Source organism: Paracoccus alcaliphilus (assembly GCF_028553725.1).
GTDB lineage: Bacteria > Pseudomonadota > Alphaproteobacteria > Rhodobacterales > Rhodobacteraceae > Paracoccus > Paracoccus alcaliphilus.
In genome coordinates, this window is record NZ_CP067124.1 from 296871 (window position 1) to 323072 (window position 26202).

Annotated in this window: 32 protein-coding genes and 1 CRISPR repeat array; of the genes, 8 read left to right on the forward strand and 24 right to left on the reverse strand. The window is 63.6% G+C overall.

Annotation, left to right across the window (positions count from 1 at the left end; all coding sequences use genetic code 11):
* The first annotated feature begins 118 nt into the window (after positions 1-118).
* Positions 119-724, forward strand: coding sequence for a hypothetical protein (locus JHW40_RS01580; protein ID WP_090616015.1), 606 nt, complete (start codon positions 119-121; stop codon positions 722-724).
* A 10-nt stretch (positions 725-734) separates the two neighbouring features.
* Here the strand turns inward: JHW40_RS01580 and JHW40_RS01585 are convergent, their stop codons facing one another.
* The 23 genes from JHW40_RS01585 to JHW40_RS01695 form a co-directional block, all read right to left on the reverse strand.
* Positions 735-1358, reverse strand: a complete 624-nt coding sequence (locus JHW40_RS01585) for a hypothetical protein (RefSeq protein WP_244519312.1) — start codon at positions 1356-1358, stop codon at positions 735-737.
* 241 nt (positions 1359-1599) lie between these two features.
* Entirely contained in the window at positions 1600-1785 is a 186-nt protein-coding gene (gene rpmD / locus JHW40_RS01590; protein ID WP_090616012.1) for a 50S ribosomal protein L30, read from the reverse strand.
* Between the two features lie 12 nt (positions 1786-1797).
* On the reverse strand, positions 1798-2376 hold the full coding sequence (gene rpsE / locus JHW40_RS01595; RefSeq protein WP_090616009.1) for a 30S ribosomal protein S5: 579 nt from the start codon (positions 2374-2376) through the stop codon (positions 1798-1800).
* Positions 2377-2480: 104 nt separating this feature from the next.
* Positions 2481-2840 (reverse strand): 50S ribosomal protein L18, encoded by a 360-nt coding sequence (rplR, locus tag JHW40_RS01600; RefSeq protein WP_090616005.1) that lies wholly within the window; start codon positions 2838-2840, stop codon positions 2481-2483.
* Between the two features lie 12 nt (positions 2841-2852).
* Positions 2853-3386, reverse strand: a complete 534-nt coding sequence (gene rplF, locus JHW40_RS01605; RefSeq protein ID WP_090616002.1) for a 50S ribosomal protein L6 — start codon at positions 3384-3386, stop codon at positions 2853-2855.
* A gap of 12 nt (positions 3387-3398) precedes the next feature.
* Positions 3399-3797 carry a 30S ribosomal protein S8 gene (rpsH, locus tag JHW40_RS01610; RefSeq protein WP_090616000.1) on the reverse strand — a complete coding sequence of 133 codons (399 nt, stop codon included), beginning with the start codon at positions 3795-3797 and terminating at the stop codon, positions 3399-3401.
* Between the two features lie 9 nt (positions 3798-3806).
* Positions 3807-4112: a 30S ribosomal protein S14 gene (gene rpsN, locus JHW40_RS01615; RefSeq protein WP_090615996.1), complete on the reverse strand. Its 306-nt coding sequence runs from the start codon at positions 4110-4112 to the stop codon at positions 3807-3809.
* A gap of 19 nt (positions 4113-4131) precedes the next feature.
* Entirely contained in the window at positions 4132-4692 is a 561-nt protein-coding gene (gene rplE / locus JHW40_RS01620; RefSeq protein ID WP_090615993.1) for a 50S ribosomal protein L5, read from the reverse strand.
* Positions 4692-4997 carry a 50S ribosomal protein L24 gene (rplX, locus tag JHW40_RS01625; protein WP_090615990.1) on the reverse strand — a complete coding sequence of 102 codons (306 nt, stop codon included), beginning with the start codon at positions 4995-4997 and terminating at the stop codon, positions 4692-4694. The genes rplE and rplX overlap by 1 nt, the downstream gene beginning before the upstream one ends.
* Complete coding sequence (rplN, locus tag JHW40_RS01630) at positions 4997-5365, reverse strand: 50S ribosomal protein L14 (protein WP_010400243.1); 369 nt, start codon at positions 5363-5365, stop codon at positions 4997-4999. Before rplN ends, rplX begins: the two co-directional genes overlap by 1 nt.
* A 78-nt stretch (positions 5366-5443) precedes the next feature.
* Positions 5444-5689, reverse strand: coding sequence for a 30S ribosomal protein S17 (gene rpsQ, locus JHW40_RS01635; protein ID WP_090615986.1), 246 nt, complete (start codon positions 5687-5689; stop codon positions 5444-5446).
* 12 nt (positions 5690-5701) lie between these two features.
* On the reverse strand, positions 5702-5908 hold the full coding sequence (gene rpmC, locus JHW40_RS01640) for a 50S ribosomal protein L29 (RefSeq protein WP_090615982.1): 207 nt from the start codon (positions 5906-5908) through the stop codon (positions 5702-5704).
* 207 nt (positions 5909-6115) lie between these two features.
* Positions 6116-6529 carry a 50S ribosomal protein L16 gene (gene rplP, locus JHW40_RS01645; RefSeq protein ID WP_090615979.1) on the reverse strand — a complete coding sequence of 138 codons (414 nt, stop codon included), beginning with the start codon at positions 6527-6529 and terminating at the stop codon, positions 6116-6118.
* Between the two features lie 13 nt (positions 6530-6542).
* Positions 6543-7253, reverse strand: a complete 711-nt coding sequence (gene rpsC / locus JHW40_RS01650; RefSeq protein WP_090615976.1) for a 30S ribosomal protein S3 — start codon at positions 7251-7253, stop codon at positions 6543-6545.
* Positions 7253-7633, reverse strand: coding sequence for a 50S ribosomal protein L22 (gene rplV / locus JHW40_RS01655; RefSeq protein ID WP_090615973.1), 381 nt, complete (start codon positions 7631-7633; stop codon positions 7253-7255). The genes rpsC and rplV overlap by 1 nt, the downstream gene beginning before the upstream one ends.
* Positions 7634-7638: 5 nt before the next feature.
* Positions 7639-7917, reverse strand: a complete 279-nt coding sequence (rpsS, locus tag JHW40_RS01660) for a 30S ribosomal protein S19 (RefSeq protein ID WP_090615969.1) — start codon at positions 7915-7917, stop codon at positions 7639-7641.
* A 3-nt stretch (positions 7918-7920) separates the two neighbouring features.
* A complete protein-coding gene (gene rplB, locus JHW40_RS01665; protein ID WP_090615965.1) occupies positions 7921-8760 on the reverse strand; it encodes a 50S ribosomal protein L2 in 840 nt (279 codons plus the stop codon).
* A 96-nt stretch (positions 8761-8856) separates the two neighbouring features.
* Entirely contained in the window at positions 8857-9153 is a 297-nt protein-coding gene (locus tag JHW40_RS01670; protein ID WP_090615962.1) for a 50S ribosomal protein L23, read from the reverse strand.
* The gene (rplD, locus tag JHW40_RS01675) at positions 9150-9770 is read right to left on the reverse strand and encodes a 50S ribosomal protein L4 (protein ID WP_090615958.1); all 621 of its coding nucleotides are present in this window, start codon (positions 9768-9770) and stop codon (positions 9150-9152) included. The genes JHW40_RS01670 and rplD overlap by 4 nt, the downstream gene beginning before the upstream one ends.
* Complete coding sequence (rplC, locus tag JHW40_RS01680) at positions 9770-10633, reverse strand: 50S ribosomal protein L3 (RefSeq protein WP_090616122.1); 864 nt, start codon at positions 10631-10633, stop codon at positions 9770-9772. Before rplC ends, rplD begins: the two co-directional genes overlap by 1 nt.
* A 10-nt stretch (positions 10634-10643) precedes the next feature.
* Complete coding sequence (gene rpsJ / locus JHW40_RS01685; protein WP_042247848.1) at positions 10644-10952, reverse strand: 30S ribosomal protein S10; 309 nt, start codon at positions 10950-10952, stop codon at positions 10644-10646.
* Positions 10953-11443: 491 nt separating this feature from the next.
* Complete coding sequence (locus tag JHW40_RS24070) at positions 11444-11755, reverse strand: transposase domain-containing protein (protein ID WP_419182466.1); 312 nt, start codon at positions 11753-11755, stop codon at positions 11444-11446.
* On the reverse strand, positions 11695-12822 hold the full coding sequence (locus tag JHW40_RS01695; protein ID WP_170851919.1) for a helicase-related protein: 1128 nt from the start codon (positions 12820-12822) through the stop codon (positions 11695-11697). Before JHW40_RS01695 ends, JHW40_RS24070 begins: the two co-directional genes overlap by 61 nt.
* A 94-nt stretch (positions 12823-12916) precedes the next feature.
* Between JHW40_RS01695 and istB the strand changes: the two genes are divergently transcribed.
* The gene (istB, locus tag JHW40_RS01700; protein WP_272849023.1) at positions 12917-13672 is read left to right on the forward strand and encodes an IS21-like element ISPve1 family helper ATPase IstB; all 756 of its coding nucleotides are present in this window, start codon (positions 12917-12919) and stop codon (positions 13670-13672) included.
* A gap of 175 nt (positions 13673-13847) precedes the next feature.
* Positions 13848-15523: direct repeats of the CRISPR family, unit length 29 nt; unit sequence CGGTTCATCCCCGCGCATGCGGGGAACAG.
* 59 nt (positions 15524-15582) lie between these two features.
* Here the strand turns inward: istB and hpbA are convergent.
* Positions 15583-17619, reverse strand: coding sequence for an N-methyl-L-proline N-demethylase HpbA (hpbA, locus tag JHW40_RS01705; protein ID WP_090615125.1), 2037 nt, complete (start codon positions 17617-17619; stop codon positions 15583-15585).
* Between the two features lie 146 nt (positions 17620-17765).
* Between hpbA and JHW40_RS01710 the strand changes: the two genes are divergently transcribed.
* The 6 genes from JHW40_RS01710 to JHW40_RS01735 all read left to right on the forward strand — a co-directional run bounded on the left by JHW40_RS01710 (position 17766) and on the right by JHW40_RS01735 (position 26200).
* Positions 17766-18389, forward strand: coding sequence for a TetR/AcrR family transcriptional regulator (locus JHW40_RS01710; RefSeq protein ID WP_090615128.1), 624 nt, complete (start codon positions 17766-17768; stop codon positions 18387-18389).
* 55 nt (positions 18390-18444) lie between these two features.
* On the forward strand, positions 18445-19113 hold the full coding sequence (locus JHW40_RS01715; RefSeq protein ID WP_090615131.1) for a GntR family transcriptional regulator: 669 nt from the start codon (positions 18445-18447) through the stop codon (positions 19111-19113).
* 84 nt (positions 19114-19197) lie between these two features.
* Complete coding sequence (locus JHW40_RS01720; protein WP_090615135.1) at positions 19198-19755, forward strand: biotin transporter BioY; 558 nt, start codon at positions 19198-19200, stop codon at positions 19753-19755.
* Positions 19752-20738, forward strand: coding sequence for a biotin synthase BioB (gene bioB / locus JHW40_RS01725; protein ID WP_090615142.1), 987 nt, complete (start codon positions 19752-19754; stop codon positions 20736-20738). Before JHW40_RS01720 ends, bioB begins: the two co-directional genes overlap by 4 nt.
* A gap of 269 nt (positions 20739-21007) precedes the next feature.
* On the forward strand, positions 21008-21430 hold the full coding sequence (locus JHW40_RS01730; RefSeq protein ID WP_090615145.1) for a DcrB-related protein: 423 nt from the start codon (positions 21008-21010) through the stop codon (positions 21428-21430).
* Positions 21431-21454: 24 nt separating this feature from the next.
* Positions 21455-26200 (forward strand): RHS repeat-associated core domain-containing protein, encoded by a 4746-nt coding sequence (locus tag JHW40_RS01735; protein ID WP_090615148.1) that lies wholly within the window; start codon positions 21455-21457, stop codon positions 26198-26200.
* Positions 26201-26202: the final 2 nt, after the last annotated feature.

A 26202-nucleotide genomic window follows, 5' to 3' on the forward strand; every position in this document is an offset into this window, starting at 1 on the left:
ATCCGCCATCATCCGACTTCTGGCGGATGCCGCACATCACCCGAACCGGACAAGCGGATGTGAATTGCCGATTTACGGCACGGGTCTATGACGGCGGCAGACAGCGACGGATCGTGCCATGCCCCTTGTTCTTCTTCTGCTGATTGCCGTTCTGCTGGGCACGCCCCCGGCGCAGGCGGCCAGCTTCTGTTCCGCCCGGATCAGCGGGCAGGATGTCGTGCTGGCCTATGACCGGGACGAGCCGGGCCTGCGGGATCACTTCACCCGGCGCGAGATCCTGTCCTCGACCTGGGGGCGCGGCACTTGCCCCAGCTATGTGGTGCTGCGCAGCCTGACGCCCGAGCTGACCGACGATCAGCGCGGCCCCTTCTGCCTGCGCCACGATGCCGACAGCGATTCGATCATCGGACATGATCTGGGGCGGCGGGATGCCAATGGCCATTGCGTCCAGCCCGCGAAAACCGTCTGCCAGCGCGTGAACCAGACCAGGGATGCCGCCGTTGCGATCAGCGGCGCGGCGGCCCGGGGCGCGGTCAGCGGCGCCCGCGCGCTGCCCGACGGGTCCGGCGCGGTGATCCTCAGCGGCTCGAAAGGGTATATTTCGGGCGCGCTGTCCTCTATCGGCGGGGCGGCGGCGGGGCTGGCCTCGTCCCCGGCCATCGTGGCGGGCGCGGCGGTGACGGTGGTCGCGGTCGGTGGCGCGGTCTATGCCTGCCGAGACTGAGCCCGCCGCATCAGAACGCGAACCATGTTCCGGCGCGCAGGGCGTATTCGCCCTCTCCGGCGACGGGGGCGATGACACCAAGCTCCAGCTTGACCGGGCCGCCGATGTCGCGAACGATCGAAGCGCCCAGCTTGGCTGAAAACGCCATGTCCTGCCGATCCTCCAGCCGCAACTGATTGATCAGCATCATCTTTGGCGTTGCATTCCAGCCAAGCGTCACATCGGCCTTGGCGGTGTATTCCGGCGTCAGATAGCCATATTCGACCACGGTCATTCCCTGTCGCAGGATAACGCTCTCGGTCTCTGCGGTGACTTTCAGCCGGGCCTCGACAGAGATCCAGCCACCGCCCGGCAGCCGGTCCAGCCCCCTGCCCCATGCCACGCCGACCTGCCCCAGGGGCACCAGTTCGCCGTCGCGCTCGATCACGCCCACACCTGAGGACACCGTCCAGCGATTCGCCCCGGTGCCATCATCCAGCGCACGTTGCAGCCACAGAAGCGCGCTGACCTCTCCGGCACTGGCATGGCCCAGTTCCAGCCCCAGCGTGCTGCGCGCACTCAACCCGTATTCGCCATAAAGCCCGGTATAGGAATTGCCGTCGCGGTCATGTTCAGTCGAAATCGACAGGAACACGGTCTTTTCCTGCCGCGGCCACGGGCCGGCCAGAGCAGCCCCGGCCTGCAAAAGCAAAAGGCAACTGACCCATATACGCAGCACAAGCGCACCCCTTACACAACAGAGTCATTCACCCTGAAGTATAATTGATCGCCATCAACACATCCAGAAATAAGCGCGGGGGACCCGGGCGTCAGCGCAAAACAAAACGCCCCGGAACAGGTCCGGGGCGTTTATATCTGTGTGAAACGGCCTGAATTCAGGCGCGTTCTTCGATGATTTCAACCAGATGCGGGATCTTGGCGACCATGCCGCGGATCGCGGGCGTGTCTTCCAGTTCCCGCGTGCGGTGCATCTTGTTCAGACCCAGACCTTTCAGCGTCGCGCGCTGGTCGGCGGGGCGCCGGATCGGAGAACCGATCTGCTTGACAACGATCGTAGCCATTCTTGCCTCTCCTTACGCTTCGACAGCGGCTTCGGCCGGCTTTTCGGCAGAATTCGTGGACGAGGGCAGGATATCCGCCACCTTCTTGCCGCGACGCTGCGCGACAGCACGGGGGCTGGCGCCGCTTTTCAGACCGTCAAGCGTGGCACGGATCATGTTATAGGGGTTTTGCGACCCCAACGATTTGGCCACGACGTCCTGAACGCCCAGCATCTCGAACACGGCACGCATCGGACCGCCGGCGATGATCCCGGTACCCGGAACGGCGGTGCGCATCACCACCTTGCCAGCGCCGTGACGGCCCTCGACATCATGGTGCAGCGTGCGACCATCGCGCAGCGGCACGCGGACCATGCTGCGCTTGGCCTGCTCGGTCGCCTTGCGGATCGCCTCGGGGACCTCTTTGGCCTTGCCCTTGCCGAAGCCCACGCGGCCCCGCTGGTCGCCGACAACGACCAGAGCGGCAAAGCCGAAGCGCTTGCCGCCCTTGACGGTTTTCGACACGCGGTTGATCGCGACCAGGCGATCGGCAAATTCCGGGGTTTCGTCACGGTCTTCGCGACGGCCCCGACGGTTATCACGTTCTGCCATAAGGCATTCCTTATACGCTGGCGCACATCCCGCGCCGTTGAATCCAATCCAGGTGGGCCGGTCGCCCCCGGATCATCGGGGTGGCGTGACCGCCACCCGCAGCATCAGAACTTCAGACCACCTTCGCGGGCGGCGTCGGCCAGTGCCTTGATCTTGCCGTGGAACAGGAAACCGCCACGGTCGAAGACGACTTCTTCCACACCGGCTTTCTTCGCACGTTCCGCAATCGCGGCGCCGATTTTCGCGGCGGCCTCGACATTGTTCTTGCCGACCAGACCAAAATCCTTCTCCAGCGTGCTGGCCGAAGCCAGGGTCACGCCCTTCAGGTCGTCGATGACCTGAACCGAAAGGTTCTTGGACGAACGGTGAACCGACATCCGCGGACGGCCATTGGCCATCGCCCGCAGTTTGTTCCGCACGCGCAGGCGGCGCTTCTGGAACAGCTCTTGCTTTTTCAGTGCCATTTCATGCGCCCCTTACTTCTTCTTGCCTTCCTTGCGGAAGACGAACTCACCCTTGTAGCGGATGCCCTTGCCTTTATAGGGCTCGGGGCGGCGCCACTCGCGGATATTCGCAGCCACCTGACCAACAATCTGCTGGTCGATGCCTTCCACAACGATTTCGGTCTGCTTGGGCGCCGTGATCGTGACACCTTCCGGCGTCTCGAAGTTCACGTCGTGGCTATAGCCCAGTTGCAGCTTCAGGGTCTTGCCCTGCATCTGCGCGCGGTAACCCACGCCCTGGATCTCCAGCTCGCGCTTGAAGCCTTCCGACACGCCGACGGTCAGGTTCTCCACCATCGAGCGGGTCATGCCCCATTGCTGACGCGCACGTTTCGACAGACCACGCGGCTTGACACTGATGGCGCCGTCTTCCAGCACCAGATCAATATCGTCGGTCGCGGTAAAGCTGCGGGTGCCTTTCGGCCCCTTCACTTCGATGGTCTGGCCCTTGATTTCGGCCGTCACGCCCTTGGGCAGTTCGACCGGTTTTTTACCAATCCGAGACATCTGCTGCCCTCCTTAGAACACGGTGCAGAGGACTTCGCCGCCGACATTGGCATTGCGAGCCGCTGCATCCGACATCACGCCTTTCGGCGTCGAGACGATCGAAACGCCCAGACCCTGACGGACCTGCGGGATCTCCCGCGCGCCGGCGTAAACGCGGCGACCGGGTTTCGACACGCGCGACAGCTCACGGATAACCGGAGTGCCGTCGTGATACTTCAGACCGATTTCCAGCTCTTTATGGCCGGCATCGGTGGTCACTTCCTCATAGCCACGGATGTAGCCTTCGGATTTCAGCACATCCAGCACCCAGGCACGCAGCTTGGAGGCGGGGGTGCGGACGGTCGATTTGCCACGCATCTGCGCGTTGCGGATGCGGGTCAGCATATCGCCGAGAGGATCGTTCATCGACATATTGCCCCCTTACCAGCTCGATTTGACCATGCCGGGGATCTGACCGAACGAGCCAAGCTCGCGCAGCATGATCCGCGACAGTTTCAGTTTGCGGTAATACGCATGCGGACGACCGGTCAGTTGGCACCGGTTGTGCAGACGCGTTTCCGACGAATTGCGCGGCAGTTCGGCCAGCTTCAGCGTGGCCTTGAAGCGCTCTTCCATCGGCAGGGACTGGTCCTTGATGATCTCGTTCAGCGCGGCACGCTTCTCGGCGTATTTCGCGACCAGACGTTCGCGCTTCTTCTCGCGCTCGACCATGGATTTCTTAGCCATATCTTCTTTCCCTCCGCGATCAGCTGTTGAAGGGCATGTTGAATTGCTTCAACAGCGCTTTCGCTTCCGCGTCGGTCGGCGCGGTGGTGCAGATGATGATGTCCATCCCCAGAACTTCGTCGACCTTGTCGAAGTTGATTTCCGGGAACACGATATGTTCTTTCAGGCCCATGGCATAATTGCCGCGACCATCGAACGATGTGCCCTTGACGCCGCGGAAGTCGCGGACGCGGGGCAGCGCGATGTTGATCAGGCGATCCAGGAATTCATACATCCGGTTGCCGCGCAGGGTCACCTTGGCACCCAGCGGCATTTCCTCGCGGACGCGGAAACCTGCGATCGAGTTCTTGGCCTTGGTGATGACAGCCTTCTGACCGGCGATCAGGGACAGCTCTTCGGCGCCCTGTTTCACCTTCTTGGTGTCCTTCACCGCCTCGCCGATGCCCATGTTCAGGACGATCTTGTCCAGACGCGGGATCTGCATGTCGTTCTTGTAACCGAACTCTTCCTTCAGAGCGGCACGGAACTGTTCGCGATAGGCCAGCTTCAGGCGCGGCGTGTATTTGCTTGCGTCCAGCATCAGATCACGTCTCCCGTGGTCTTGGCGAAACGGACCTTCTTGCCGTCTTCCTCGCGGAAGCCGACGCGGGTCGCTTTGCCGTCCTTGTCCATCAGCGCCAGGTTCGACAGGTCGATCGGCATCGCCTTCGGCACCCGGCCGCCCTGAGAATTCTGGGTCTGGCGCTGGTGACGGATAGAAATGTTGATGCCGTCAACGATGGCTTTGTTGTCCTTGGGCATGACAGCGGTGATTTCGCCCTGCTTGCCCTTGTCCTTGCCGGCCAGCACGACGACCTTGTCGCCCTTTTTCAGCTTGGCAGCCATTACAGCACCTCCGGCGCAAGCGAGATGATCTTCATGAAGTTCTTGGCACGCAGCTCGCGCACGACCGGCCCGAAGATACGGGTGCCGACCGGTTCGCCCTGGTTGTTCAGGATGACGGCGGCGTTGCGGTCGAAGCGGATCGAGGTGCCGTCCTCGCGCTTCACTTCTTTCGCGGTGCGGACGACGACGGCCTTGCGGACATCGCCTTTCTTGACCCGGCCCCGCGGGATGGCTTCCTTGACGGAAACGACAATGATGTCGCCCACCGACGCATAGCGACGGTGCGAACCACCCAGGACCTTGATGCACTGAACCCGGCGAGCGCCGGAGTTGTCAGCAACATCCAGATTGGTCTGCATCTGGATCATTTGGTTTCTCCCGACCTTTGGGGACCGGCCTTATTCCGGCCCCAGGGTTTCGATCATTTCTGATCTGTGATGATGGACTTATGCGGTAGCCGCTTCGTCCGTCAGGACAGTCCAGCGTTTGGTCTTCGAGATCGGCGCGCATTCGATGATGCGAACGGTATCGCCAACCTTGAAGCGGTTCTCTGCATCGTGCGCCCGGTATTTCTTGGACGAACGGACAGTCTTGTGCAGCAGCGGGTGCTTGAAGCGGCGCTCGACCAGAACGGTAACGGTTTGTTCGTTCTTGTCGCTGGTCACGCGGCCTTGCAGGATGCGTTTAGGCATGGGCCGGTCTCCTTAGTTCGAGGCCGCGGCTTCCGCCGCTTTCTGGTTCAGAATCGTTTTCACACGCGCCACATCGCGGCGCACGGCGCGCATGCGGGCGGTGTTCTCAAGCTGGCCGGTGGCCTGCTGGAAACGCAGGTTGAAGGCTTCTTTCTTCAGCGCGACAAGCTGATCCTTCAGCTGATCGGGCGTTTTCGACGCGAAATCTTGCGCAGCCATTGCGCTGGTCCTTTCCAACATCACCGGAGAGCCCCTGACACGCAGGGCCACCCTGATTCCCGGTGGAGTTTCGTGATGAAGGCCTGCGCATACAGCCAGACCCCGTTTCATGCAAGCCCTTTCCCGGCGTTTCACCGGAAAAAGACAAACCCCGCCGTTGTCCCGGCGGGGTTCTGGGTTCATGGAACGCGCCTCGGCGCGCCCCGATCACCAATCTTCGCGAGCAACGATGCGGGTCAGCACCGGCAGCTTCTGCGCGCCAAGGCGCAGGGCTTCGCGGGCGATCTCGTCGGCCACGCCGTCGATCTCGAACATGATCCGGCCGGGATGGACGCGGGCGGCCCAGAAATCGACCGAGCCCTTGCCCTTACCCATCCGCACTTCGGTCGGCTTGCCCGTGACCGGAACGTCCGGGAAGATCCGGATCCAGACCCGGCCCTGACGTTTCATGTGACGGGTGATCGCGCGGCGGGCCGCTTCGATCTGGCGGGCGGTCACACGCTCGGGCTCGGTCGCCTTCAGGGCGTAAGAGCCGAAGTTCAGATCGAACCCGCCCTTCGCCTGACCGTGAATCCGGCCCTTGTGCTGTTTGCGGAACTTTGTCCGTTTTGGTTGCAGCATCTTGTTCTACTCCTCAGCGCGCGTCGCGACGCGGGCCACGCGGCGCCGGCCCTTCCTGGGCCTCGGCTGCGCGACGGTCGCGGGCTTGCGGATCATGTTCCATGATCTCGCCCTTGAAGATCCAGACCTTCACACCGATGATCCCGTAAGGGGTCGTGGCTTCGGCCAGCGCATAGTCGATATCGGCCCGCAGCGTATGCAGCGGCACACGGCCTTCGCGATACCACTCGGTCCGGGCGATCTCGGCACCGCCAAGACGGCCACCGACATTCACGCGGATCCCCAGCGCACCCATGCGCATCGCGTTCTGGACCGAGCGCTTCATGGCGCGGCGGAACGAGACACGACGCTCGAGCTGCTGGGCGATCGATTCGGCGACCAGCGCCGCGTCGACTTCGGGCTTGCGAACTTCGACGATGTTCAGGTGCAGCTCGGAACCGGTCAGATTGGCCAGTTTGGTGCGCAGCACCTCGATATCGGCGCCCTTCTTGCCGATGATCACGCCCGGACGCGCCGCATGAATGGTCACGCGGCATTTCTTGTGCGGCCGTTCGATGATGACGCGGCTGATACCGGCCTGCTTGGCTTCCTTCTTGATGAAGTCCCGGATCTTCAGGTCTTCAAGCAGCAGATTGCCATAGTCCTTGTCATCGGCATACCAGCGGCTGTCCCAGGTGCGGTTGACCTGCAGGCGCATGCCGATCGGATTGACCTTCTGACCCATTACGCTTGCTCCTCGACTTGGCGCACCTTGATGGTGATTTCCGAAAACGGCTTCATGATCTTGCCATAGCGGCCACGCGCCCGCGGACGGCCACGCTTCATCACCAGGTTCTTGCCGACCCAGGCTTCGGCGACGATCAGGTTATCGACGTCAAGGCCGTGGTTGTTTTCGGCATTCGCGATTGCCGATTGCAGGCATTTCTTCACATCGCCGGCCACACGCTTGTGCGAGAAGGTCAGATCGGCCAGCGCGCGATCGACTTTCTTGCCGCGGATCAAAGCTGCCACGAGGTTCAGCTTCTGCGGCGAGGTGCGAAGCATCTTGATCTTCGCGAAGGCCTCGTTCTCCGCCACGCGGCGCGGATTTTGTTCCTTACCCATGACGATTACTTCCTCTTGGCTTTCTTGTCCGCCGCGTGACCGTAATAGGTCCGGGTGGGCGAATATTCACCGAATTTCTGACCGATCATCTCTTCGGTGACGTTCACGGGGATATGCTTGTGCCCGTTATAGACGCCGAAGGTCAGGCCGACGAATTGCGGCAGGATGGTCGAACGACGCGACCAGATCTTGATGACGTCGGATCTTCCCGACTCGCGGGCCTTTTCCGCCTTCTTGAGCACATAGGCATCAACAAAGGGGCCCTTCCAAACAGAACGTGCCATGGATTAACGCCCCTTCTTCTTCGCGTGACGCGAACGCAGGATATATTTGTCGGTCGCCTTGTTGCTGCGGGTCCGCTTGCCCTTGGTGTCCTTACCCCAGGGCGTGACCGGCGTGCGGCCACCGGACGTGCGGCCCTCACCACCACCATGCGGGTGGTCGATCGGGTTCATGGCAACACCGCGAACGCTGGGACGGATGCCCTTGTGGCGGTTGCGGCCAGCCTTGCCGAAGTCCTGGTTCGAATGGTCGGCATTCGACACGGCACCGATGGTGGCCATGCATTCCTGACGCACCAGCCGCAATTCGCCCGAGGACAGGCGGATCTGGGCATAGCCGCCGTCGCGGCCGACGAACTGGGCATAGGTGCCAGCCGAACGCGCGATCTGGCCGCCCTTGCCGGGCTTCAGTTCGACGTTGTGGACGATGGTGCCGATCGGCATGCCGCTGAAGGGCATGGCGTTACCGGGCTTCACATCGACGCGGCTGCCGGCGACGACCTTGTCGCCCACGGCCAGACGCTGCGGCGCCAGGATATAGGCGCGCTCGCCATCTTCATAATTGATCAGCGCGATGAAGGCGGTCCGGTTGGGATCGTATTCGATCCGCTCGACCACCGCGGTCACGTCGAACTTGTTGCGCTTGAAATCGACGATGCGATACAGGCGCTTCGCCCCGCCGCCAATGCGGCGCATGGTGATCCGTCCGGTGTTGTTCCGGCCGCCGCTTTTGGTCAAACCTTGCGTAAGGGATTTGACCGGGCGACCTTTCCAAAGCTCCGAACGGTCGATCAGAACCAGCCCGCGCTGGCCAGGCGTCGTCGGCTTATACGACTTCAATGCCATCTTTCTGTCTTCCGTTGCTTTGGACCGAGGTGGTCCGTTTCTTCCAAAAGATCAGCGGCCCCGGGATACCCGGAGCCGCAGATTCGTGACCTGCTATCAGAGTCCGGTGGACACGTCGATAGTGTTCCCCTCCTCAAGGGTCACATAGGCCTTCTTCACGTCGCTGCGGCGGCCCAGCTGGCCCCGGAAGCGTTTCTGCTTGCCCTTGGTGATGGTGGTGTTCACCGCCTTCACCTTGACACCGAACAGGGCCTCGACCGCTTCCTTGATCTGCGGTTTGGTCGAATCCTTGGCCACCTGAAAGACCACGCCGTTGTTTTCCGACGTCATGGTGGCTTTTTCGGTGATGACCGGCTTGACGATCACGTCGTAATGTTCAGCTTTCGCGCTCATTTCAGGCGAGCCTCCAGAGCTTCGACACCCGCCTTCGTGATCACCAGCGTGTCACGCTTCAGGATGTCATAGACATTGGCGCCCATCGACGGCAGGATATCCACTCCTTCGATATTGCGGGCGGCACGGGCAAAGCCCTCGTTCACATCGGCGCCGTCGATGACCAGAACGCGTTTCCAGCCATTTTCCTTGACCGCCTTGGCAACGGCCGAGGTCTTGGCATCGGCGAGGTTCAGATCCTCGACGATCACCAGTTCACCAGCGGTGGCCTTGGCCGACAGCGCGTGTTTCAGACCCAGGGCACGGACCTTCTTGGGCAGATCGAAAGCATGCGAACGCGGGGTCGGGCCTTTATAGACGCCGCCGCTGCGGAAGATCGGCGCCTTGCGGGAACCGTGGCGTGCGCCGCCGGTGCCTTTCTGGCGATAGATCTTCTTGGTCGAATAGCTGACTTCGGATTTCGTCAGCACCGAATGGGTGCCCTGCTGCGCCTTGGCACGCTGCCAGCGAACGACGCGCTGCAGGATGTCGCCGCGCGGCTCCAGCCCGAAGATCTCGTCGGCCAGCTCGATTTCACCGGCCTTGCCGGCGTCCAGCTTGATCACATCGAGTTTCATCACTTGTCTCCTTCGGGCGCAGCACCGCCGTCGTCAGCCTTGTCGGCCTCGATCGAGGCTTCGGCTTCCTTCAGCGCGGCTTCCTGCTCGGCGGCGGCGGCTTCTTCAGCGGCCTTGCGGGCGGCTTCTTCCTCGGCGGCGGCCTGGGCGGCAGCCTCCTCGGCCAGACGCTTCGCTTCCTGGGCTGCCGATTTCAGCGCGGCGGGATAGATCACGTTGTCAGGGGTCGGTTTCTTGACCGCATCCTTGATCGTGACCCAGCCACCTTTCGAGCCCGGAACCGAACCCTTGACCATGATCAGGCCACGGTCGGCATCGGTACGCACCACTTGCAGGTTCTGCGTGGTGATGCGTGCGGCACCCATATGACCCGCCATCTTCTTGCCCTTGAACACCTTGCCGGGGTCCTGGCACTGGCCGGTCGAACCGTGCGAGCGGTGACTGATCGACACGCCGTGCGAGGCGCGCAGACCACCGAAGTTGTGGCGCTTCATCGCACCCGCGAAACCCTTACCGATCGAGGTGCCCGCGATATCCACGAACTGACCGGCAAAGTAATGGTCAGCGGTGATTTCCTCACCGACATTGATCAGGTTTTCTTCGGCGACGCGGAATTCCGCGATCTTGCGCTTGGGTGCAACCGACGCCTTGGCAAAGTGACCACGCATCGCGGCGGTGGTGCGCTTGGCCTTGGCCTCTCCGGCGCCCAGCTGAACGGCGGTATAGCCGTCACGTTCGGCGGTGCGCTGATCGACGACCTGCAGGCTGTCCAGCTGCAGGACGGTGACGGGAACCTGACGGCCGTCGTCCATGAACAGACGGGTCATGCCCAGTTTCTTGGCGATAATACCAGTACGCAGCATCATCCCCTCCTTACACCTTGATCTCGACATCCACGCCGGCGGCGAGGTCGAGCTTCATCAGCGCGTCAACGGTCTGCGGGGTCGGATCGACGATGTCCAGCAGACGCTTGTGGGTACGGATTTCCCACTGGTCGCGCGACTTCTTGTCGATATGGGGACCGCGAAGAACGGTGAATTTCTCGATCTTGTTCGGCAGCGGAATCGGGCCGCGAACGGTCGCACCGGTACGTTTGGCCGTGTTGACGATTTCCTGGGTGCTGGCGTCCAGCACGCGGTAATCGAACGCCTTCAGCCGGATGCGGATATTCTGGCTTTGCATAGTCATCCCTCTTGCGGGGAGTTCCAGTCGAGAGGCTGACCACGCACCACGCGAAGCCAGCGTCGGACCGTATAAAAACTGCAAGGCCGCCCATCTACATGGCGGCCACACGCAAAGCAACCGATTCGCCCTATATGAAAAGGCCGACGGCAGCGATGCCTGCGCCATACAGAGTTCACCACCCCACGTCAAGCGCCCCGACGGCATCTGAACCCGCAGATGCGAACCGGTTCATTGTCACTGCCGCTGCGTCCGGGGTCCGTCGGCTTGCCCAGACAATGTGGCTCCATCTTCGCCCACTGGGCGTCCGTCAGTACGAAGCGATCCATCAAAAGCTTGAATCATATCCAACCGCTTTTGTGAATCCCCACAGACCTTAGACAAGGTGAACAGTGCTGGTTCTCATCAGGATCGGCACCGGCTTGCATTAAGCTTCGGCACCCAGTGCATGACCTTCGGCACCGGGAGCCACTGAAGTACCGCTCGCAGCGTTAGCGAAGGCGAGAAGCGCGGAGACCCCAGCTATCGCAGCGGTTCTCGCCTTCGCGGTTACGGAAAGCATCGAAGAAGAAAGGGCGGAAGGACGAAGCCGCTCGCGCGGCATTGGCGCCTGTTGCCGGCTGCCGGTTCCAGTGCCACGGGAGCAGGTCATCGTGCTTGTTGATCTTGTAGTCCGGGATGCGGGCGAGGGTGTCGGCGAGCCAGGCGTTGGGATCGACGGCGTTGAGCTTGGCGGTTTCGATCAGGGTGTAATCCCCTCCGGGAAGAGGGCGATGATGCGTCGAAGCTTGGGGCGCCTGAATGGGAGACCTGAAACCACGACGTCAGCCGCAAGTTTCTTGCACAGCACGTCAAGAGTCGAACGCTCAGCAGTAGTGGGCGAGAAGCTGCCATTCTCTCCGGGCTCCATGCTGTTTAGCCGCACCAGCAGTTCCCAATCGCGAAGCGCCACCGCTGCATCGCCGCTGCCCTCAATTCCGACAACGATCCTGTGCACCGTTGCGCCGGTCCCGGTGATCTCATCCTCCACCTGAGCGACGAGAAGGGGGGCCGAAATACCGCGAGTGCGTGACAGGAACACCTGCTGGTCCATGCTGTGTGCGATTGCACGGTCGAGCAAGGGATGGCCAACGCCAATAAGCTTGGCCAGGGCGTTATCCGCGCGCATGAAGCGATCAAAGGTCAGCGCATCATATCTATCGCGTAGCTCGACGCCTCCTCGCCATGCCTCAGGTGTGGCGACCGAAAGCCCCTCATCGCCTTTTGTCACGCGGCGGCCAGCCAGCGCCATGGCGTTGCGGAAGAAGGGCTCTAATGCCGGCAGGTCGAGTTTGGGGATTTCCGCCCCTGCCGACTGAAAGTCGTAGCGGGCGACATTCCCGAGCATGGCACGCACTGTTTCAACAGCATCACGGCCGCCAAATTGCTGCGTATTCTGGTCGAACCAGCCTGCAAGGCCGTTGCTTCTTCGTGTGGCCCCCTGTGAGTAGAGGTCATCAAAGAACTGGCTGCCGGCCATACCGATGACCAGCTGAGAAATGTCTTCTGGATCATCCATCGAGGCGGAAAGGGTCTCCTGAATCCGTGAAAGTTTCTCCTGCAGGAGAGACCAGATCCGTGCCTCCACCGTCTGCGGATTGCGCAGCAGGAAGACGCTGACGGCGCGCTTCTGACCATAGCGGTTGAGCCGGCCTACCCGTTGATGCAGTCGCATCGGATTCCATGGCATGTCGATATGGACCAGCACGGCACAGCGTTCCTGCAGGTCAATGCCTTCGCCGCCAGCCTCGGTGGAAATCAGAAAGCGGGTCCGACCGGCATTGAAATCGTCAGCAGCAACGTCGCGTGAAAGCGAGAGAACCGTTTCCATGTCGTCGGTATCCCTACCTGCCCAAGGCAACGGTCGAGAAGACCGAGGCCCGCTCCTACATGCGGCTGCTGTCTGGCGGCGCGGAGGGCGCGGCATGAGCGATGCCCCGGAAATCCTGCTTGCCCATCACCTCAAGGCTCTCAAGCTGCCCACGTTCCTGCGCGAGCATCAGAAGCTGGCCCGGCAATGTGCGGCGGAAGGCGTGGACCATGTCCGGTATCTCGCCCGGCTGGTCGAACTGGAACTGATCGACCGGGAGCGGCGGATGGTCGAGCGCCGCATCAAGGCCGCCAGGTTCCCGGCCGTCAAAAGCCTGGACAGCTTCGACTTCGCGGCCATTCCCAAGCTGAACAAGATGCAGGTGCTGGAACTGGCCCGCTGCGAATGGATCGAGCGGCGCGAGAACATTATTGCCCTCGGCCCCAGTGGCACGGGCAAGACGCACATCTCGCTCGGCCTTGGTCTGGCCGCCTGCCAGAAGGGCCTGTCCGTCGGCTTCACCACCGCCGCGGCCCTGGTCAGCGAGATGATGGAAGCCCGCGATGAGCGCCGCCTGCTTCGCTTCCAGAAGCAGATGGCCGGATACAAGCTGCTCATCATCGACGAGCTCGGCTTCGTGCCCCTGTCGAAGACTGGGGCGGAACTGCTGTTCGAACTGATCTCGCAACGCTACGAGCGCGGATCGATCCTGATCACCAGCAATCTGCCCTTCGATGAATGGACCGAGACCTTCGGTTCCGAGCGCCTGACCGGCGCGCTGCTCGACCGCATCACCCATCACGTCAACATCCTCGAGATGAACGGCGAAAGCTACCGTCTCGCCCACAGTCGCGCCAGAAAGGCCGACTGACCCACCCTCGAAAATCGCCAACGACGCCGGCACGGAACTCTGGTCGGGCTACCCCCTCCCGACGTTCCGTGCCGGCGTCGCTAACTGGCAGACTTTTGCGCCGCCCCGTGGCAGGTTTTTACGCCGCCGTTGACAGGGAACAGCCAGCGGCTCTATTTTGCGCGCTGGCGGGCATCGGTTCATCCCCGCGCATGCGGGGAACAGAGTGAAAAAATCGTTGTGCTGGCCCGTGCTGACGGTTCATCCCCGCGCATGCGGGGAACAGGCTTCCTCGGCCTTACTGTCGGCAGCGACCGCCGGTTCATCCCCGCGCATGCGGGGAACAGGTCATCGACAGCGAGATCGGAACAGCGGCCTGCGGTTCATCCCCGCGCATGCGGGGAACAGTGGGCGGGGACGTCGGCTCCGGGGTCGTGTGACGGTTCATCCCCGCGCATGCGGGGAACAGGATAAGATGCTCGTGCTCAGCTACACACAGGGCGGTTCATCCCCGCGCATGCGGGGAACAGAGCGCCAGCCCGTAGGCCAGCGCGCGCTGGTACGGTTCATCCCCGCGCATGCGGGGAACAGCCGAGGTGCGTATCATGGACCATATCTCAAGACGGTTCATCCCCGCGCATGCGGGGAACAGGACCACGGCGCTGGATAACGGCGCACTTCCAGCGGTTCATCCCCGCGCATGCGGGGAACAGTCCGGCGCGGGTGCGTCAGTCATGGCAGTTTCCGGTTCATCCCCGCGCATGCGGGGAACAGTCACCACCAGCCGCTTTGTGCCGGTGGATGTTCGGTTCATCCCCGCGCATGCGGGGAACAGAAGGAGGTTATGTCTGACCCATCAGTTGTGAACGGTTCATCCCCGCGCATGCGGGGAACAGAGGGTGAAGTTCCAGAAGATAACATGCTACAGCGGTTCATCCCCGCGCATGCGGGGAACAGGTAGTTCACAGAACCTGTTTCAGTTGGGTAGTCGGTTCATCCCCGCGCATGCGGGGAACAGTGCTGATGGATCGCTCAATGCGACCGCTGCGGAGGTTCATCCCCGCGCATGCGGGGAACAGTTATGGCGATCCGAAGGGCCGCTAAGCGTGGCCGGTTCATCCCCGCGCATGCGGGGAACAGGGGGGCGCGCTTAGGTGGAGGCCGCACATCTTCGGTTCATCCCCGCGCATGCGGGGAACAGGCGACCTCCGCGATTACGATTACGCCGCCAAGCGGTTCATCCCCGCGCATGCGGGGAACAGATCATGCCCTGGGCGAACAGTCGCCCCGCCGCCGGTTCATCCCCGCGCATGCGGGGAACAGGTATCGCGCTGGTCGCGCAACGGGATCAGCTGCGGTTCATCCCCGCGCATGCGGGGAACAGTCCCTGCTGAGCTGCCGGTTGTCATTGGCGGCCGGTTCATCCCCGCGCATGCGGGGAACAGGGCGCGTCTTTACCTGCCGGGCGGTTCAGCCGCGGTTCATCCCCGCGCATGCGGGGAACAGTTCGTGGGGTTGAGTTCGGCCAGCAGTTCAGCCGGTTCATCCCCGCGCATGCGGGGAACAGTTCGTGGGGTTGAGTTCGGCCAGCAGTTCAGCCGGTTCATCCCCGCGCATGCGGGGAACAGCACGTCCTGCAATAGGACATTGGCCCAACCGCCGGTTCATCCCCGCGCATGCGGGGAACAGCGGCGCTGAACAACATCACCGCTGGCATGACGCGGTTCATCCCCGCGCATGCGGGGAACAGTCCGCGAAAATGATGACCCCGCCGTTCTTCGACGGTTCATCCCCGCGCATGCGGGGAACAGTCGATCAGAAGGTTCTCGAATGCGCCGGTGCGCGGTTCATCCCCGCGCATGCGGGGAACAGCAGCCGCCCGTCGAAAAGGCGGCGCTCGACGCCGGTTCATCTCGCGACCACACTCGACGTTACAGATCCTTCACCAGCCGCAATGCGTCATAGATCGCGGCGTGGGTGTTGCGGGCGGCGATGGCGTCGCCGATGCGGAACAGGCGGAACCGGGCTTCGGGATTGGGGCGCAGCCCCTGCGCCGTCCCCGCGATCAGCGCGTCGTAATCGACCTCGCCCAAGTTCGACGACAGCGGCCTCAGCTCGAAATAGAGATCATCCAGCGGCCTTGTGCCGTGGTTGACCACCACCTGATCGACGATCCGGTCGCGGCTGAAGTCTCCGTAATCGCTGCCCAATGTCGCGCGCAGCATGTTGCCTTCGCGCGCCACCGACATCAGCCGCCACGTCACGGTGAAGGTCGTGTCGCGCTGTTGCAGGTTGCGCATATAGGGAACCAGATTCATCGCCATCACCTCGGGCGAGAAACTGCGGTCGGGGGTGACGATCTCGACCGCCGCACCGGTGCTTGAGATCAGATCGGCGGCTTGCAGCGCGGCGTGATCGCCCGCGTCATCGAAGATCAGCACGTTCTGGCCCGGCTTCACATCGCCCGACAGGATATCCCAGGCCGAACAGATCAGGTCATTGCCCGCGCTGAGCACCTCGATATGCGGCAGCCCGCCGGTGGCCACGATCACCTCGTCGGGGTCGGTCGCCAACACGTCCCCGGCATCTGCGAAGGTGTTGAAGTGGAACCGCACGCCGTGCTTTTCGCATTGTGCCTGCCGCCATGCGATGATCGAGATCATCTCGCGCCGGCGTTCGTCCAGCGCGGTCAGGCGGATCTGGCCGCCGGGCTGGTCGGCGGCCTCGAAGACCGTCACCTCATGGCCGCGCTCGGCGGCGACGCGGGCGGCCTCCATCCCCGCAGGTCCGGCGCCGATGATGGTGATGCGCTTAGTTGCGGGCGCGGGCGGGATGGTATGGGGCATGGTTTCCTCGCGCCCGGTCGCGGCGTTGTGCAGGCAGAAGGCCAGCCCGCCCTGATAGATCCGGTCCAGGCAGTAATTCGCACCAACGCAGGGGCGGATATCATCCTCGCGCCCCTCTATCACCTTACGGACCAGATGCGGGTCGGCCATATGCGCCCGCGTCATGCCGACCATGTCCAGCAGGCCCGAGGCGATGGCATGACGCGCGGTCGGCACATCGGGGATTTTCGCGGCGTGGAAGGTGGGGAAGTTCGTGGCCTTCCTGATCTGGCCCGCGAATTCCAGATGCGGCGCATTGCGCATCCCCTGCACCGGGATCACGTCGGTCAGCCCGGCATCGGTGTCGATATGGCCCTTGACCACGTTCAGGAAATCGACCAGCCCACTGTCCTTCAGCTTTTGCGAGATGGTGATGCCGTCATCCGCCGTCAGCCCGCCCGGCAAATCCTCGTCGCCGGTATAGCGGACGCCGACGATGAACTCCTCGCCGCAGCGTTTGCGGATTTCGCGCAGAATATCAAAGGTAAAGCGCAGCCGGTTGTCCAGGGAACCGCCATAGGGATCATCCAGATCATTGGTCAGCGGCGACCAGAACTGGTCCATCAGGTGGCCGTAAGCCTGCAATTCGATCCCGTCCAGACCCGCCGCCTTCATCCGCTCTGCCGCGTCGGCGTAATCGCGGATGATCCGCGAAATGTCCCAGTCCTCCATCTTCTTGGGGAAAGAGCGGTGCGCCGCCTCGCGCTCATGGCTGGGCGAGACGACCGGCAGCCAGTCGGCCTTGTCCCAGCGGGTGCGGCGGCCCAGATGGGTCAGCTGGATCATCACCGCCGCGCCGTGATCGTGACATTCGTCCACAAGCTGCTTCATCCAGCCGACGACCTCATCCTTCCACGCAAGGATGTTGTTGAAGACCGGCGGGCTGTCCCTGGACACCGCCGCCGACCCCGCCGTCATGGTCAGCGCCACACCGGCCCGGGCGCGCTCGACATGATAGGCACGGTAACGCCCCTTCGGCATACCGTCCTCGGGATAGGCGGGTTCATGGCTGGTGATCATGATCCGGTTGCGAAGCGTCAGGTGCTTCAACTGATAGGGCTGCAAAAGGGGATCGTTCGACATGGGATCTGCCTGTGAAGGTGGAGCGTCGCCCCTCAGGTTCGGTAAAATGTTCACTTGTGTCAATTAAAAAATCATGGATGAACATAACGCGGTCATCTCAGGACATTTTTCTTGAAGCGGGGCCTTGGCCGGACTAGAAAAACACCATGAAAAGCCCGGCGACAGTTGACAGTGGATGGCGTGGATCGCGCGAAGGGTGGTTGGAAACCGGCTATCAGGCGCTGATCGACGGCGGCGTCGATGCGGTCAAGATCCAGCCTCTGGCGAAACAGCTGAACCTGTCGCGCACCAGCTTTTACTGGTTTTTCGAGGATCGCGAGGCCCTGCTGACCGCCCTGATCGAGGGATGGGCGGAACGCACCACCGCGCCGCTGATCTCTGCCACGCAGGAATATGCCGAATCGCGGGCCGAGGCGATGCTGAACGTGCTGGCCTGTTTTCTGTCCGGCGCTTTCGACGCGCGGCTGGAGTTTGCGGTGCGCAGCTGGGCCTTGCAGGATGAGGGCGTCGCCGAACGGGTGCGGATCGCGGATGAGGCCCGGCTGAACGCCCTTCGCGACATGCTGATACGCTGGCACCAGCCCCGGCAAGAGGCCGATATCCAGGCGCGGACGATCTATCTGACGCAGATCGGCTATATCTCGATGCGCGCACAAGAGGATATCGAGACACGGCTGGCCCGGATCCCGACCTATGTCGAGATCTATACCGGCCAGACCGTCCAGCCGCGAGAGATGGCGCGCTTCACCGCCCGGATCAGAAGCGCATAGTGCCCGCCGGAAGGGGTCATTGCCACCTGGCCGCGCATGAATTATCTATAATCCTATGAAAACGCCGCCAGACGAGACACAGCCCGCCCGCATCGCCCGCATTCTTGCGGACCGGATCATCTCGGGCGCGATCACTCCGGGCACCCGCCTGCGGCAAGAGCACGTCGCAGCGGAATTCGGGGCCAGCCATGTCCCGGTACGAGAGGCGTTCCGGCATCTGGAATCGCAGGGGCTGGCCGAAAGCCTGCCGCGTCGCGGGGTCAGGGTCACGGATTTCGACATGGCGGAACTGCGCGAGGTCGCGGAAATGCGCGCCAGCCTTGAATCGCTGGCCTTGCGCCATGCCGCGCCCAATATGACGCGCGATATTCTTGATGAAGCAGAAGAGGTTACGCGCCACGGCGACCGCGCCGACAATGTTCGTGACTGGGAGGCCGCGAACCGGCATTTTCACCGGCTGATCCTGTCGCCCTGTCGTATGCCCCGGCTGTTACGCAGTATCGAGGATCTGCAAACCGCCAGCGCCCGCTTTCTGTTCGCGGCATGGCGGCAGGATTGGGAAGCCCGCACCGACCACGATCACCGCGCCATTCTGGATGCGCTGCGCAAACGGCAGACCGATCTGGCCTGCGCCACATTGGCGCGTCATGTCGGCTGGATCGGAAAGCGCAAGGCACCCGCAAAAAGCGGTGAGTTCCGAATGGTTTACGGGATTTCCGGATAATTATCTACAATTCGCATTGCCGCCCCAGCATAACCCATCCGTAAATATAGATAGATTCGCTGTCTGCTTTCGGAGGGTTCCGCCATGACAACATTTATCCGCCCCGCGTCTCATTGGGTCACGCGCTGGCGCAACCCGGCCATTGCGCTGTGCGGCGCGGCGCTGATCACCATCGGCGCCAAGTTGCAGGTGCCGTTCTGGCCGGTTCCGATGACGCTGCACACGCTGGCGGTGTTCCTGATCGCTGCCGCGCTGGGGCCGCGTCTGGGGCTGGCGGCGATGGCCACCTATCTGGGCGCGGGAGCAATGGGGCTGCCGGTCTTTTCCGGCTCGCCCGAGCGTGGCGTGGGGCTGGCCTATCTGGCGGGGCCGACGACGGGCTATCTGCTGGGCTATCTGGCGGCCTCGGGGCTGATCGGCTGGCTGGCTTGTGGTCGCGGCGTGATGGCGCTGGGGGCTGCGATGCTGGCCGGGCTGGCGGTGGTCTATGCCGCAGGCATCATCTGGCTGGCCGCCTTCGTGCCGGCGGGACAGTTGCTGGCTGCGGGCGTGCTGCCCTTTCTGGCGGGCGATCTGGTCAAGATCGTGCTGGCCTGCGCGCTGCTGTCGGGACTGCACCGCCTGACGGGGCGCAGCCAATGACGCGCGGGATCAGGACCGACTGGACGCTGGACGAGGCAACGGCGATCCACGCCCTGCCGCTGCCCGACCTGATGGCCCGCGCCGGACAGGTCCACCGGGCGCATTTCGACCCCTGCCGGATCGAGACCGCCAGCCTGCTGTCGATCAAGACCGGCGGCTGTCCCGAGGATTGCGGCTATTGCTCTCAATCGGCCCATCACCAGACCGGCGTGAAGGCCACCCGGCTGATGGATGCCGACGAGGTGATCGCCGCCGCCCGGCGCGCCAAGGCATCGGGGGCGCAGCGGTTCTGCATGGGCGCGGCATGGCGCAGCCCCAAGGATCGCGACATGGACAAGCTGTGCGACATGGTGCGCGGCGTCGCCGATCTGGGGCTGGAAACCTGCATGACGCTGGGAATGCTGTCGTCCGCGCAGGTCGCAAGGCTGAAGGCGGCGGGGCTGGATTTCTATAACCACAATATCGACACCTCGCCGGATTATTACCCGCAGATCGCGGCCACCCGGACGATGGAGGACCGCTTGCAGACCGTCGATCATGTCCGCAGGGGCGGCATCAAGGTCTGCTGCGGCGGCATCATCGGCATGGGTGAATCCGATCAGGACCGGATCGCCATGCTGGTCACGCTGGCCACCCTGCCCGCCCATCCCGAAAGCGTGCCGGTGAACCTGTGGAACGAGATCGAGGGCGTCCCCGTACAGTCCCGCGCCCGCCCGGTCGATCCGTTCGCGCTGGTGCGCACCGTGGCGCTGGCGCGGATCCTGATGCCGGCCTCGGTTGTGCGACTGTCGGCCGGTCGCACGGGGATGAGCGACGAGTTGCAGGCGCTGTGCTTTCTGGCCGGGGCCAATTCGGTCTTCGTGGGTGACCAGTTGCTGACGACCGAAAACCCCGCCGCGTGGAAGGATGCCGATCTGTTCGCCCGGCTGGGCCTGCATGTCGCGCCGGTGGCCGCCCGCGCCGAACCCGTGGCGGCGGAATAGGCCGCGTTTTTCCGTCCCGCGCGGGAATCCGCCAATCCTTCCGCCCATCCCGTCCCGGCCGGTTGCGATTCCGGTCGGGAGGCCGCAAAGTCCCGGCAGGCTGCCTCTGGTGTGGATATGGCGGCTTGGTTGCCAGCAGGAAGGCGGAAGATCGTGTCCGACTGTTCACAGCTTCTCGGTGTCTTTTCCGCAACCCGCCCTGTCATCCCTTCACATGCTTTTGCGCATGGATCGCATCGCAGCCCCCTGATATCGCGGAGGCCGCGCTGATGTATCTGATGAACGAATGCTCGATCGAGCTGCCCGAGGGCTGGAACGACCAGTCGATCAATGTCGTCTCTTCCAATTCCGCGATGGCGCCGGGCCTGACCCTGACGGTGACCCGCGACAACCTGCCCTTTGGCATGTCGTTTCAGGAATATCTGGACGAGCAGGTCGAGCAGGTCAGCAAATCCATGGTCGATTTCACGATGATGGGCCGCCAGAATGTCCGTCTGGACGGCACCCCCGTGGCCGAGATCGAATGCAGCTGGCTGGCCAAGGATGTCAGGATGCATCAACTGATCTATATGCTGCCCAGCCCCGATGGCCGGGCGATGGTCATCACCGCCTCGATGCCCGGACAGATGACGCCCGGCCAGCTGGCCGAGGTGCGCCGCATCGTGCAGACGCTGAAATTCCGCCGAACATAGCGCAAAGGCCGCCGGGGGGCGCAGATGAGCTTGCTTGAATATTCCATGCGCGTCGCGGGTCAGAACTCGACCCATCTGATGGGTTTCGGGTCCGAAGGCAGCGCGCCCCCCGCCTCGGGCTCGACCCCGCAGATGCAACAGGCCATCGCGGATCAGCCGGGCGCGCGCAACGCGCTGGAGCAGGGCTGGGATTCCACGCTGGATTTCATGGAAAGTCCCGGCGTGCAGTATTCCGTGATGGGCACCGCCGCCGTCGCCGCGATGGTCAAGGGCGGGCTGGGTATCGCGGGCTGCGCGGCGGCGGCGGGCTCGACCGCCACCGCAGGGGCGATCACCCTTGGCGCGGTGGGCGGGCTGATCCCGATTGCGGCAGGGGTCGCGGCGGGCTTTGCGGGGCACTGGGTGGGCACCCATATCGGCGATTTCATCGGTGGCCAGATGGGGCTGGAGCCGCTGTCCGGCCCCAGCGAGAAACCGGCCTGCGTCGGCGACAAGATCTATCACGCGCCCTCCGGTCTGGTCGCGGGACTGATGGGGGCCGCCGTCGTGCTGGGCGCGGTTGCGGCCATCGGCGCGGCGGCGGTCCTGACGGCGGCCACCGGCGGCGCGGCGGCACCGCTTCTGGTGGCCACGGTCGCCTTCGTCGCGGGCGGTCTGGTCGGCGGCGCCTGCATGGGCGCGGCCAGCAGCCTAGGCAATCAGGGCGAGGAAAAGGGCGAAATCCGCACCGGATCGCCCGATGTGTTCTTCGAGTCCAAACCCGTGGCGCATGTCAGCTGCTTTATCGACTGCGACGATCACGGGATGGAAAAGCAATGCGCCCAAGGCTCGGACACGGTTTATGTGAACGGCTTTCCGCTGTCGCGTCAGGGCCACAAGACCACCTGCGACGGCACCATCCAGACCGGCCGCGATACGATCATGCTGGATGTGACCACCTCGGCCGATATGCTGGATATCGACGGCGGCTGGCTGAACCGGCTGACGCGCACGGCGGTGGTGATCTCGGATTTCCTGCCATTCCCGCGCGGTCGCAAGCCGTCGCAGGGCGACAGGACCCCGCCCGCCCCGCGCACGCCCGACGGCCCGGCGAAACCGCCGCGCTTTCCGCGTGTGAACGCCGCCGCCAATGCGCTGAACAACGCCTTTCTGCGGATGGAGGGCGATCCCGTCGATGTCGCCTCGGGTCAGGTGGCCGAGTTCCGCACCGACCTCACCATTCCCGGCACCATCGACCTGCGGCTTGACCGCAGCTATCGCCGGGGGGCAACCGGCATTCAGGGTCGCGACTGGTCCGGCACATGGGCGCAGCATCTGCGGCTGGAGCCGGGCGCGGTCGTCTGGCAGGACCCGGACGGCGTGCAGTTCACCTTCGAGACGCCCGAGGACAATGTCTGGTCCGTCAACCTGCGCTGCCCGCATATCGCGCTGATGGGATCGCGTTCGGGGCGGTTGTATCTCTATGACCATCGCAGCCAGTTGTTCACCATCTTCGGTCACCGGGTCGGCAAGCACCTGCTGCTGACCGAGATACAGGACCGCAACGGCAACGAGATCACTTTCCACTGGGGACCCGAGGGCCTGACTTCGGTCCATCACAGCGACGGTTTCGGGCTGATCGTGGACAGCCGCGGCATGCTGATCCGCCATGCCACGCTGTTGGGCCATGACGCAGGAGATTGTGTCTTTACTTGGCAGTATGACGCGGGCGGGCGGTTGCAGCGGGTCGATTCCGCGCAAACCGGGCAGTTGAATTACGGCTATGACCCGCAGGGGCGGCTGGCCATGTGGTCCGACAGCCACCTGACGCGGGCGCATTTCGCCTATGACGACCACGACCGGGTGATCCGCAACTGGACCGACAGCGGCCATCTGTCGGTCGAGCTGGCCTATGACCTGTCCGCCCGCCGCACCCGCGTCACCGATGCCGCCGGGGCGGTCAAGCTGTTCGACTGGACCGAGCGCGGGTTGGTCTGGCGGGAGATCGACGCCGCCGGGGGCGAATGGCTGACCGAATGGGGCACCGGGGCCGAAGTCCTGACGCGGCAGGATCCGCTGGGGAACATCTGGCGCTATGACCATGACGGGGTGGGCAACCTGATCCGCGCCACTGACCCCGAGGGCAACAGCGAAAGCTGGGAATACGGTCCCGACCGGCTGCCCGTGGCCCATGTCGATGCCAATGGCGCCCGCACCACCTTCCGCCACGACCAGAGCGGCAACCTGATCGCCGTGACCGATCCCACCGGCGCGCAAAGGCTGTTCCGCCGCGACGAACAGGGCAAGATCCTGCGGATCGACCAGCCGCAGGATCGGCAGATGCGGATCTATTACGACCGGCTGAACCGACCCGCGCGGGTGCAGGCGCCCTCGGGACAGTCGATCCGCCTGACCCATGACACCGAGGGCCGGATGGTCAGCCAGATCGACGAGATCGGTGCCGAGACGGTGATGGATTATACCCGCAGCGCGCGCAATCCGCGCGGCGCGCTGGCCAGCGTGACCCTGCCCGATGGCACCGTGATCAATGCAAGCTATGACAGCGAAGGTCTGCTGAGCGCCGCCAGCAATGGCGAAGGCGACATGCGCAGCTTCCGTCATGGCGCCTTCGATCTGCCGCTGGAGACGCAGGACCCGCAAGGCCATCGCGTCCGGCTGGAACATGACTTCGCCCTGCGCGTCACCGCCGTCGTGAACGAGATGGGGCAGCGTCACGAACTCAGCTATGACGCCGTGGGCAATCTGGTGGCCGAGCGCGATTATTCCGGCCTCATCACCCGCTATGAACATGATGCGGCGGGGCGGCTGGCGCTGCGCATCGCCCCGGATGGCGCGCGCACCCGCTATGAATGGTCGCCTGCGGGCCGGTTGCTGGGGACCGAGGTGACGGATGGCGACCGGGTGCTGACCACGCACTCGACCTATGATCCGGCAGGCCGTCTGGTCGGGATCGAGGACGACAACAGCCGGATCACCCGCCGCTTTGATGCCGCGGGCCGTCTGGTCAGCGAAACCGTCAATGGCCGCGAGACCAGCTTTGACTATCGCCCGGGCGAATCCACCCCCGTCGCGCGGGGCGGCGACGGGCTGGGGATCGAGATCGACCATGCCATCGACGGCCATGTCTCGGCGATGCGCTTTGCCGGGACCGAGCTGCGCTTCAAGCATGACATGCGCGGGCTGGAGACGCTGCGCCACAGCTCGGGCGGGTTCAGCCAGGAGCAGGGCTGGGACGTCATGCGCCGCCTGACCGGGCAACTGGCAGGCCCCGGCCTGATGCAGGGCCGCCCCGGCGCGGCGCGGATCGAACGCGGCTATCGCTGGGACCGCGCCGGCCGGGTCGTGGCGATCAGCGACCGCGCGGCTGGCCTGACCCAGATGCGCTATGACGCGCGCGGGCTGGTCACCGATACCAGCCAGCAGCGCCCGGACGGTTCGACCCCGCTGTTGCGTCGCTTCGACTATGACCCCAGCCGCAACCTTGCCGGTCTGATCGAGGATATGCGCGCCGAGCAGGTCGAGAAACACGCAGGTCGCATCCGCCGCCGTGGCCGCATCACCTATCAGCATGACGATTGCGGCCGGGTGATCCAGAAGCGGCACGAGGAACCGGGCTTCCGCCCGCGCATCTGGGCGATGGCCTGGGATGCGCAGGACCGTCTGGTGCGGCTGACGGCGCCGGACGGCTCGGTCTGGCGCTATGACTATGACGCGCTTGGCCGCCGCATCCGACGCTTGCGGGTGATCGATGGCGGCAAGCCCGAACGCGATCCCGACGACTGGAGCCTGCCCGCCCCCCCGCCATCCGGCGAAGCAACGCGCGCAGGCGGGTCATCGCGGATGGGCAGCGCCTATCAATGGGACGGCGACCGCATCGTGGCCGAGGCACCGGTCTATGCCGATGGCACCGTCGCGTGGGATCAGGCCGAGCATTGGGTCTATGATCCCGACAGTTTCCGCCCGCTGGCCCGCGTCCATCAGGGCCATGTCGCCCATGTCGTGACCGACCATCTGGGCACCCCGCGAGAGCTGGTTTCAGACGATGGCACCCGCGTCCTGTGGCGCGCCGAACTGGGCCTGTGGGGCGGTATCGACCGGATCGAGCAAGCCGCCAATGACGACCACCCGCCGGTCGATTGTCCGATCCGCTTTCAAGGGCAATGGGCCGATCCCGAAAGCGGCCTGCATTACAACCGCCACCGCTATTACGACCCCGACGCGACCCAATACCTGACCCCCGACCCGATCGGATTACTGGGCGGCATCAGACCGCAGGGCTATGTCGATGATCCGAACGGCTGGGTCGATCCGCTGGGGCTGGCGCGGTGTACCGTCAATGATTGCCCTGCCGGTGGTCGAGGTAACATCGGGGGAATAACTGTTGGCCCTTACAGCACGATAGGTGGCCACCACCTGAATCAGGGTGCGGCCTATCGTTCCCAAATACCTTATCGGGATGGGCTAACGGCAGATATTCCGGGCAATATCTTCACTCAGCCGAATTCGCCCCACTACAGGGCACATCAAAGTCTCGAAGCATTTTGGGACCTCTATCGGAAAGGTGGGCCGTTCGAAGGTCAGGTTCCAACAAACGCGCAATACGATCAGGCGCTGAGGCAGTCCCTGCTGGCTGCCGGCTACCCTCCGCTGCAGGCACACAGACTTGCCGACGCAGCTGCCGCCGAAAGAAAGGCTCATGGACTGTCGAAGCACGACAAGGTACCGAAAGTCCCCGGACCGATTTCAAGCGTGCGTAATCCCAGGAGGTAGGC

Bases quoted from the DNA above. Each gene is read 5' to 3' on its own strand.
- JHW40_RS01580 (WP_090616015.1), top strand. From the start codon at position 119: ATGCCCCTTGTTCTTCTTCTGCTGATTGCCGTTCTGCTGGGCACGCCC.
- rpmD (WP_090616012.1), bottom strand. From the start codon at position 1,785: ATGGCTACGATCGTTGTCAAGCAGATCGGTTCTCCGATCCGGCGCCCC.
- rpsE (WP_090616009.1), bottom strand. From the start codon at position 2,376: ATGGCAGAACGTGATAACCGTCGGGGCCGTCGCGAAGACCGTGACGAA.
- rplR (WP_090616005.1), bottom strand. From the start codon at position 2,840: ATGGCACTGAAAAAGCAAGAGCTGTTCCAGAAGCGCCGCCTGCGCGTG.
- rplF (WP_090616002.1), bottom strand. From the start codon at position 3,386: ATGTCTCGGATTGGTAAAAAACCGGTCGAACTGCCCAAGGGCGTGACG.
- rpsH (WP_090616000.1), bottom strand. From the start codon at position 3,797: ATGTCGATGAACGATCCTCTCGGCGATATGCTGACCCGCATCCGCAAC.
- rpsN (WP_090615996.1), bottom strand. From the start codon at position 4,112: ATGGCTAAGAAATCCATGGTCGAGCGCGAGAAGAAGCGCGAACGTCTG.
- rplE (WP_090615993.1), bottom strand. From the start codon at position 4,692: ATGCTGGACGCAAGCAAATACACGCCGCGCCTGAAGCTGGCCTATCGC.
- rplX (WP_090615990.1), bottom strand. From the start codon at position 4,997: ATGGCTGCCAAGCTGAAAAAGGGCGACAAGGTCGTCGTGCTGGCCGGC.
- rplN (WP_010400243.1), bottom strand. From the start codon at position 5,365: ATGATCCAGATGCAGACCAATCTGGATGTTGCTGACAACTCCGGCGCT.
- rpsQ (WP_090615986.1), bottom strand. From the start codon at position 5,689: ATGCCTAAACGCATCCTGCAAGGCCGCGTGACCAGCGACAAGAACGAA.
- rpmC (WP_090615982.1), bottom strand. From the start codon at position 5,908: ATGGCTGCGCAAGATTTCGCGTCGAAAACGCCCGATCAGCTGAAGGAT.
- rplP (WP_090615979.1), bottom strand. From the start codon at position 6,529: ATGCTGCAACCAAAACGGACAAAGTTCCGCAAACAGCACAAGGGCCGG.
- rpsC (WP_090615976.1), bottom strand. From the start codon at position 7,253: ATGGGTCAGAAGGTCAATCCGATCGGCATGCGCCTGCAGGTCAACCGC.
- rplV (WP_090615973.1), bottom strand. From the start codon at position 7,633: ATGGGTAAGGAACAAAATCCGCGCCGCGTGGCGGAGAACGAGGCCTTC.
- rpsS (WP_090615969.1), bottom strand. From the start codon at position 7,917: ATGGCACGTTCTGTTTGGAAGGGCCCCTTTGTTGATGCCTATGTGCTC.
- rplB (WP_090615965.1), bottom strand. From the start codon at position 8,760: ATGGCATTGAAGTCGTATAAGCCGACGACGCCTGGCCAGCGCGGGCTG.
- JHW40_RS01670 (WP_090615962.1), bottom strand. From the start codon at position 9,153: ATGAGCGCGAAAGCTGAACATTACGACGTGATCGTCAAGCCGGTCATC.
- rplD (WP_090615958.1), bottom strand. From the start codon at position 9,770: ATGAAACTCGATGTGATCAAGCTGGACGCCGGCAAGGCCGGTGAAATC.
- rplC (WP_090616122.1), bottom strand. From the start codon at position 10,633: ATGCTGCGTACTGGTATTATCGCCAAGAAACTGGGCATGACCCGTCTG.
- rpsJ (WP_042247848.1), bottom strand. From the start codon at position 10,952: ATGCAAAGCCAGAATATCCGCATCCGGCTGAAGGCGTTCGATTACCGC.
- JHW40_RS01695 (WP_170851919.1), bottom strand. From the start codon at position 12,822: ATGGAAACGGTTCTCTCGCTTTCACGCGACGTTGCTGCTGACGATTTC.
- istB (WP_272849023.1), top strand. From the start codon at position 12,917: ATGAGCGATGCCCCGGAAATCCTGCTTGCCCATCACCTCAAGGCTCTC.
- hpbA (WP_090615125.1), bottom strand. From the start codon at position 17,619: ATGTCGAACGATCCCCTTTTGCAGCCCTATCAGTTGAAGCACCTGACG.
- JHW40_RS01710 (WP_090615128.1), top strand. From the start codon at position 17,766: ATGAAAAGCCCGGCGACAGTTGACAGTGGATGGCGTGGATCGCGCGAA.
- JHW40_RS01715 (WP_090615131.1), top strand. From the start codon at position 18,445: ATGAAAACGCCGCCAGACGAGACACAGCCCGCCCGCATCGCCCGCATT.
- JHW40_RS01720 (WP_090615135.1), top strand. From the start codon at position 19,198: ATGACAACATTTATCCGCCCCGCGTCTCATTGGGTCACGCGCTGGCGC.
- bioB (WP_090615142.1), top strand. From the start codon at position 19,752: ATGACGCGCGGGATCAGGACCGACTGGACGCTGGACGAGGCAACGGCG.
- JHW40_RS01730 (WP_090615145.1), top strand. From the start codon at position 21,008: ATGTATCTGATGAACGAATGCTCGATCGAGCTGCCCGAGGGCTGGAAC.
- JHW40_RS01735 (WP_090615148.1), top strand. From the start codon at position 21,455: ATGAGCTTGCTTGAATATTCCATGCGCGTCGCGGGTCAGAACTCGACC.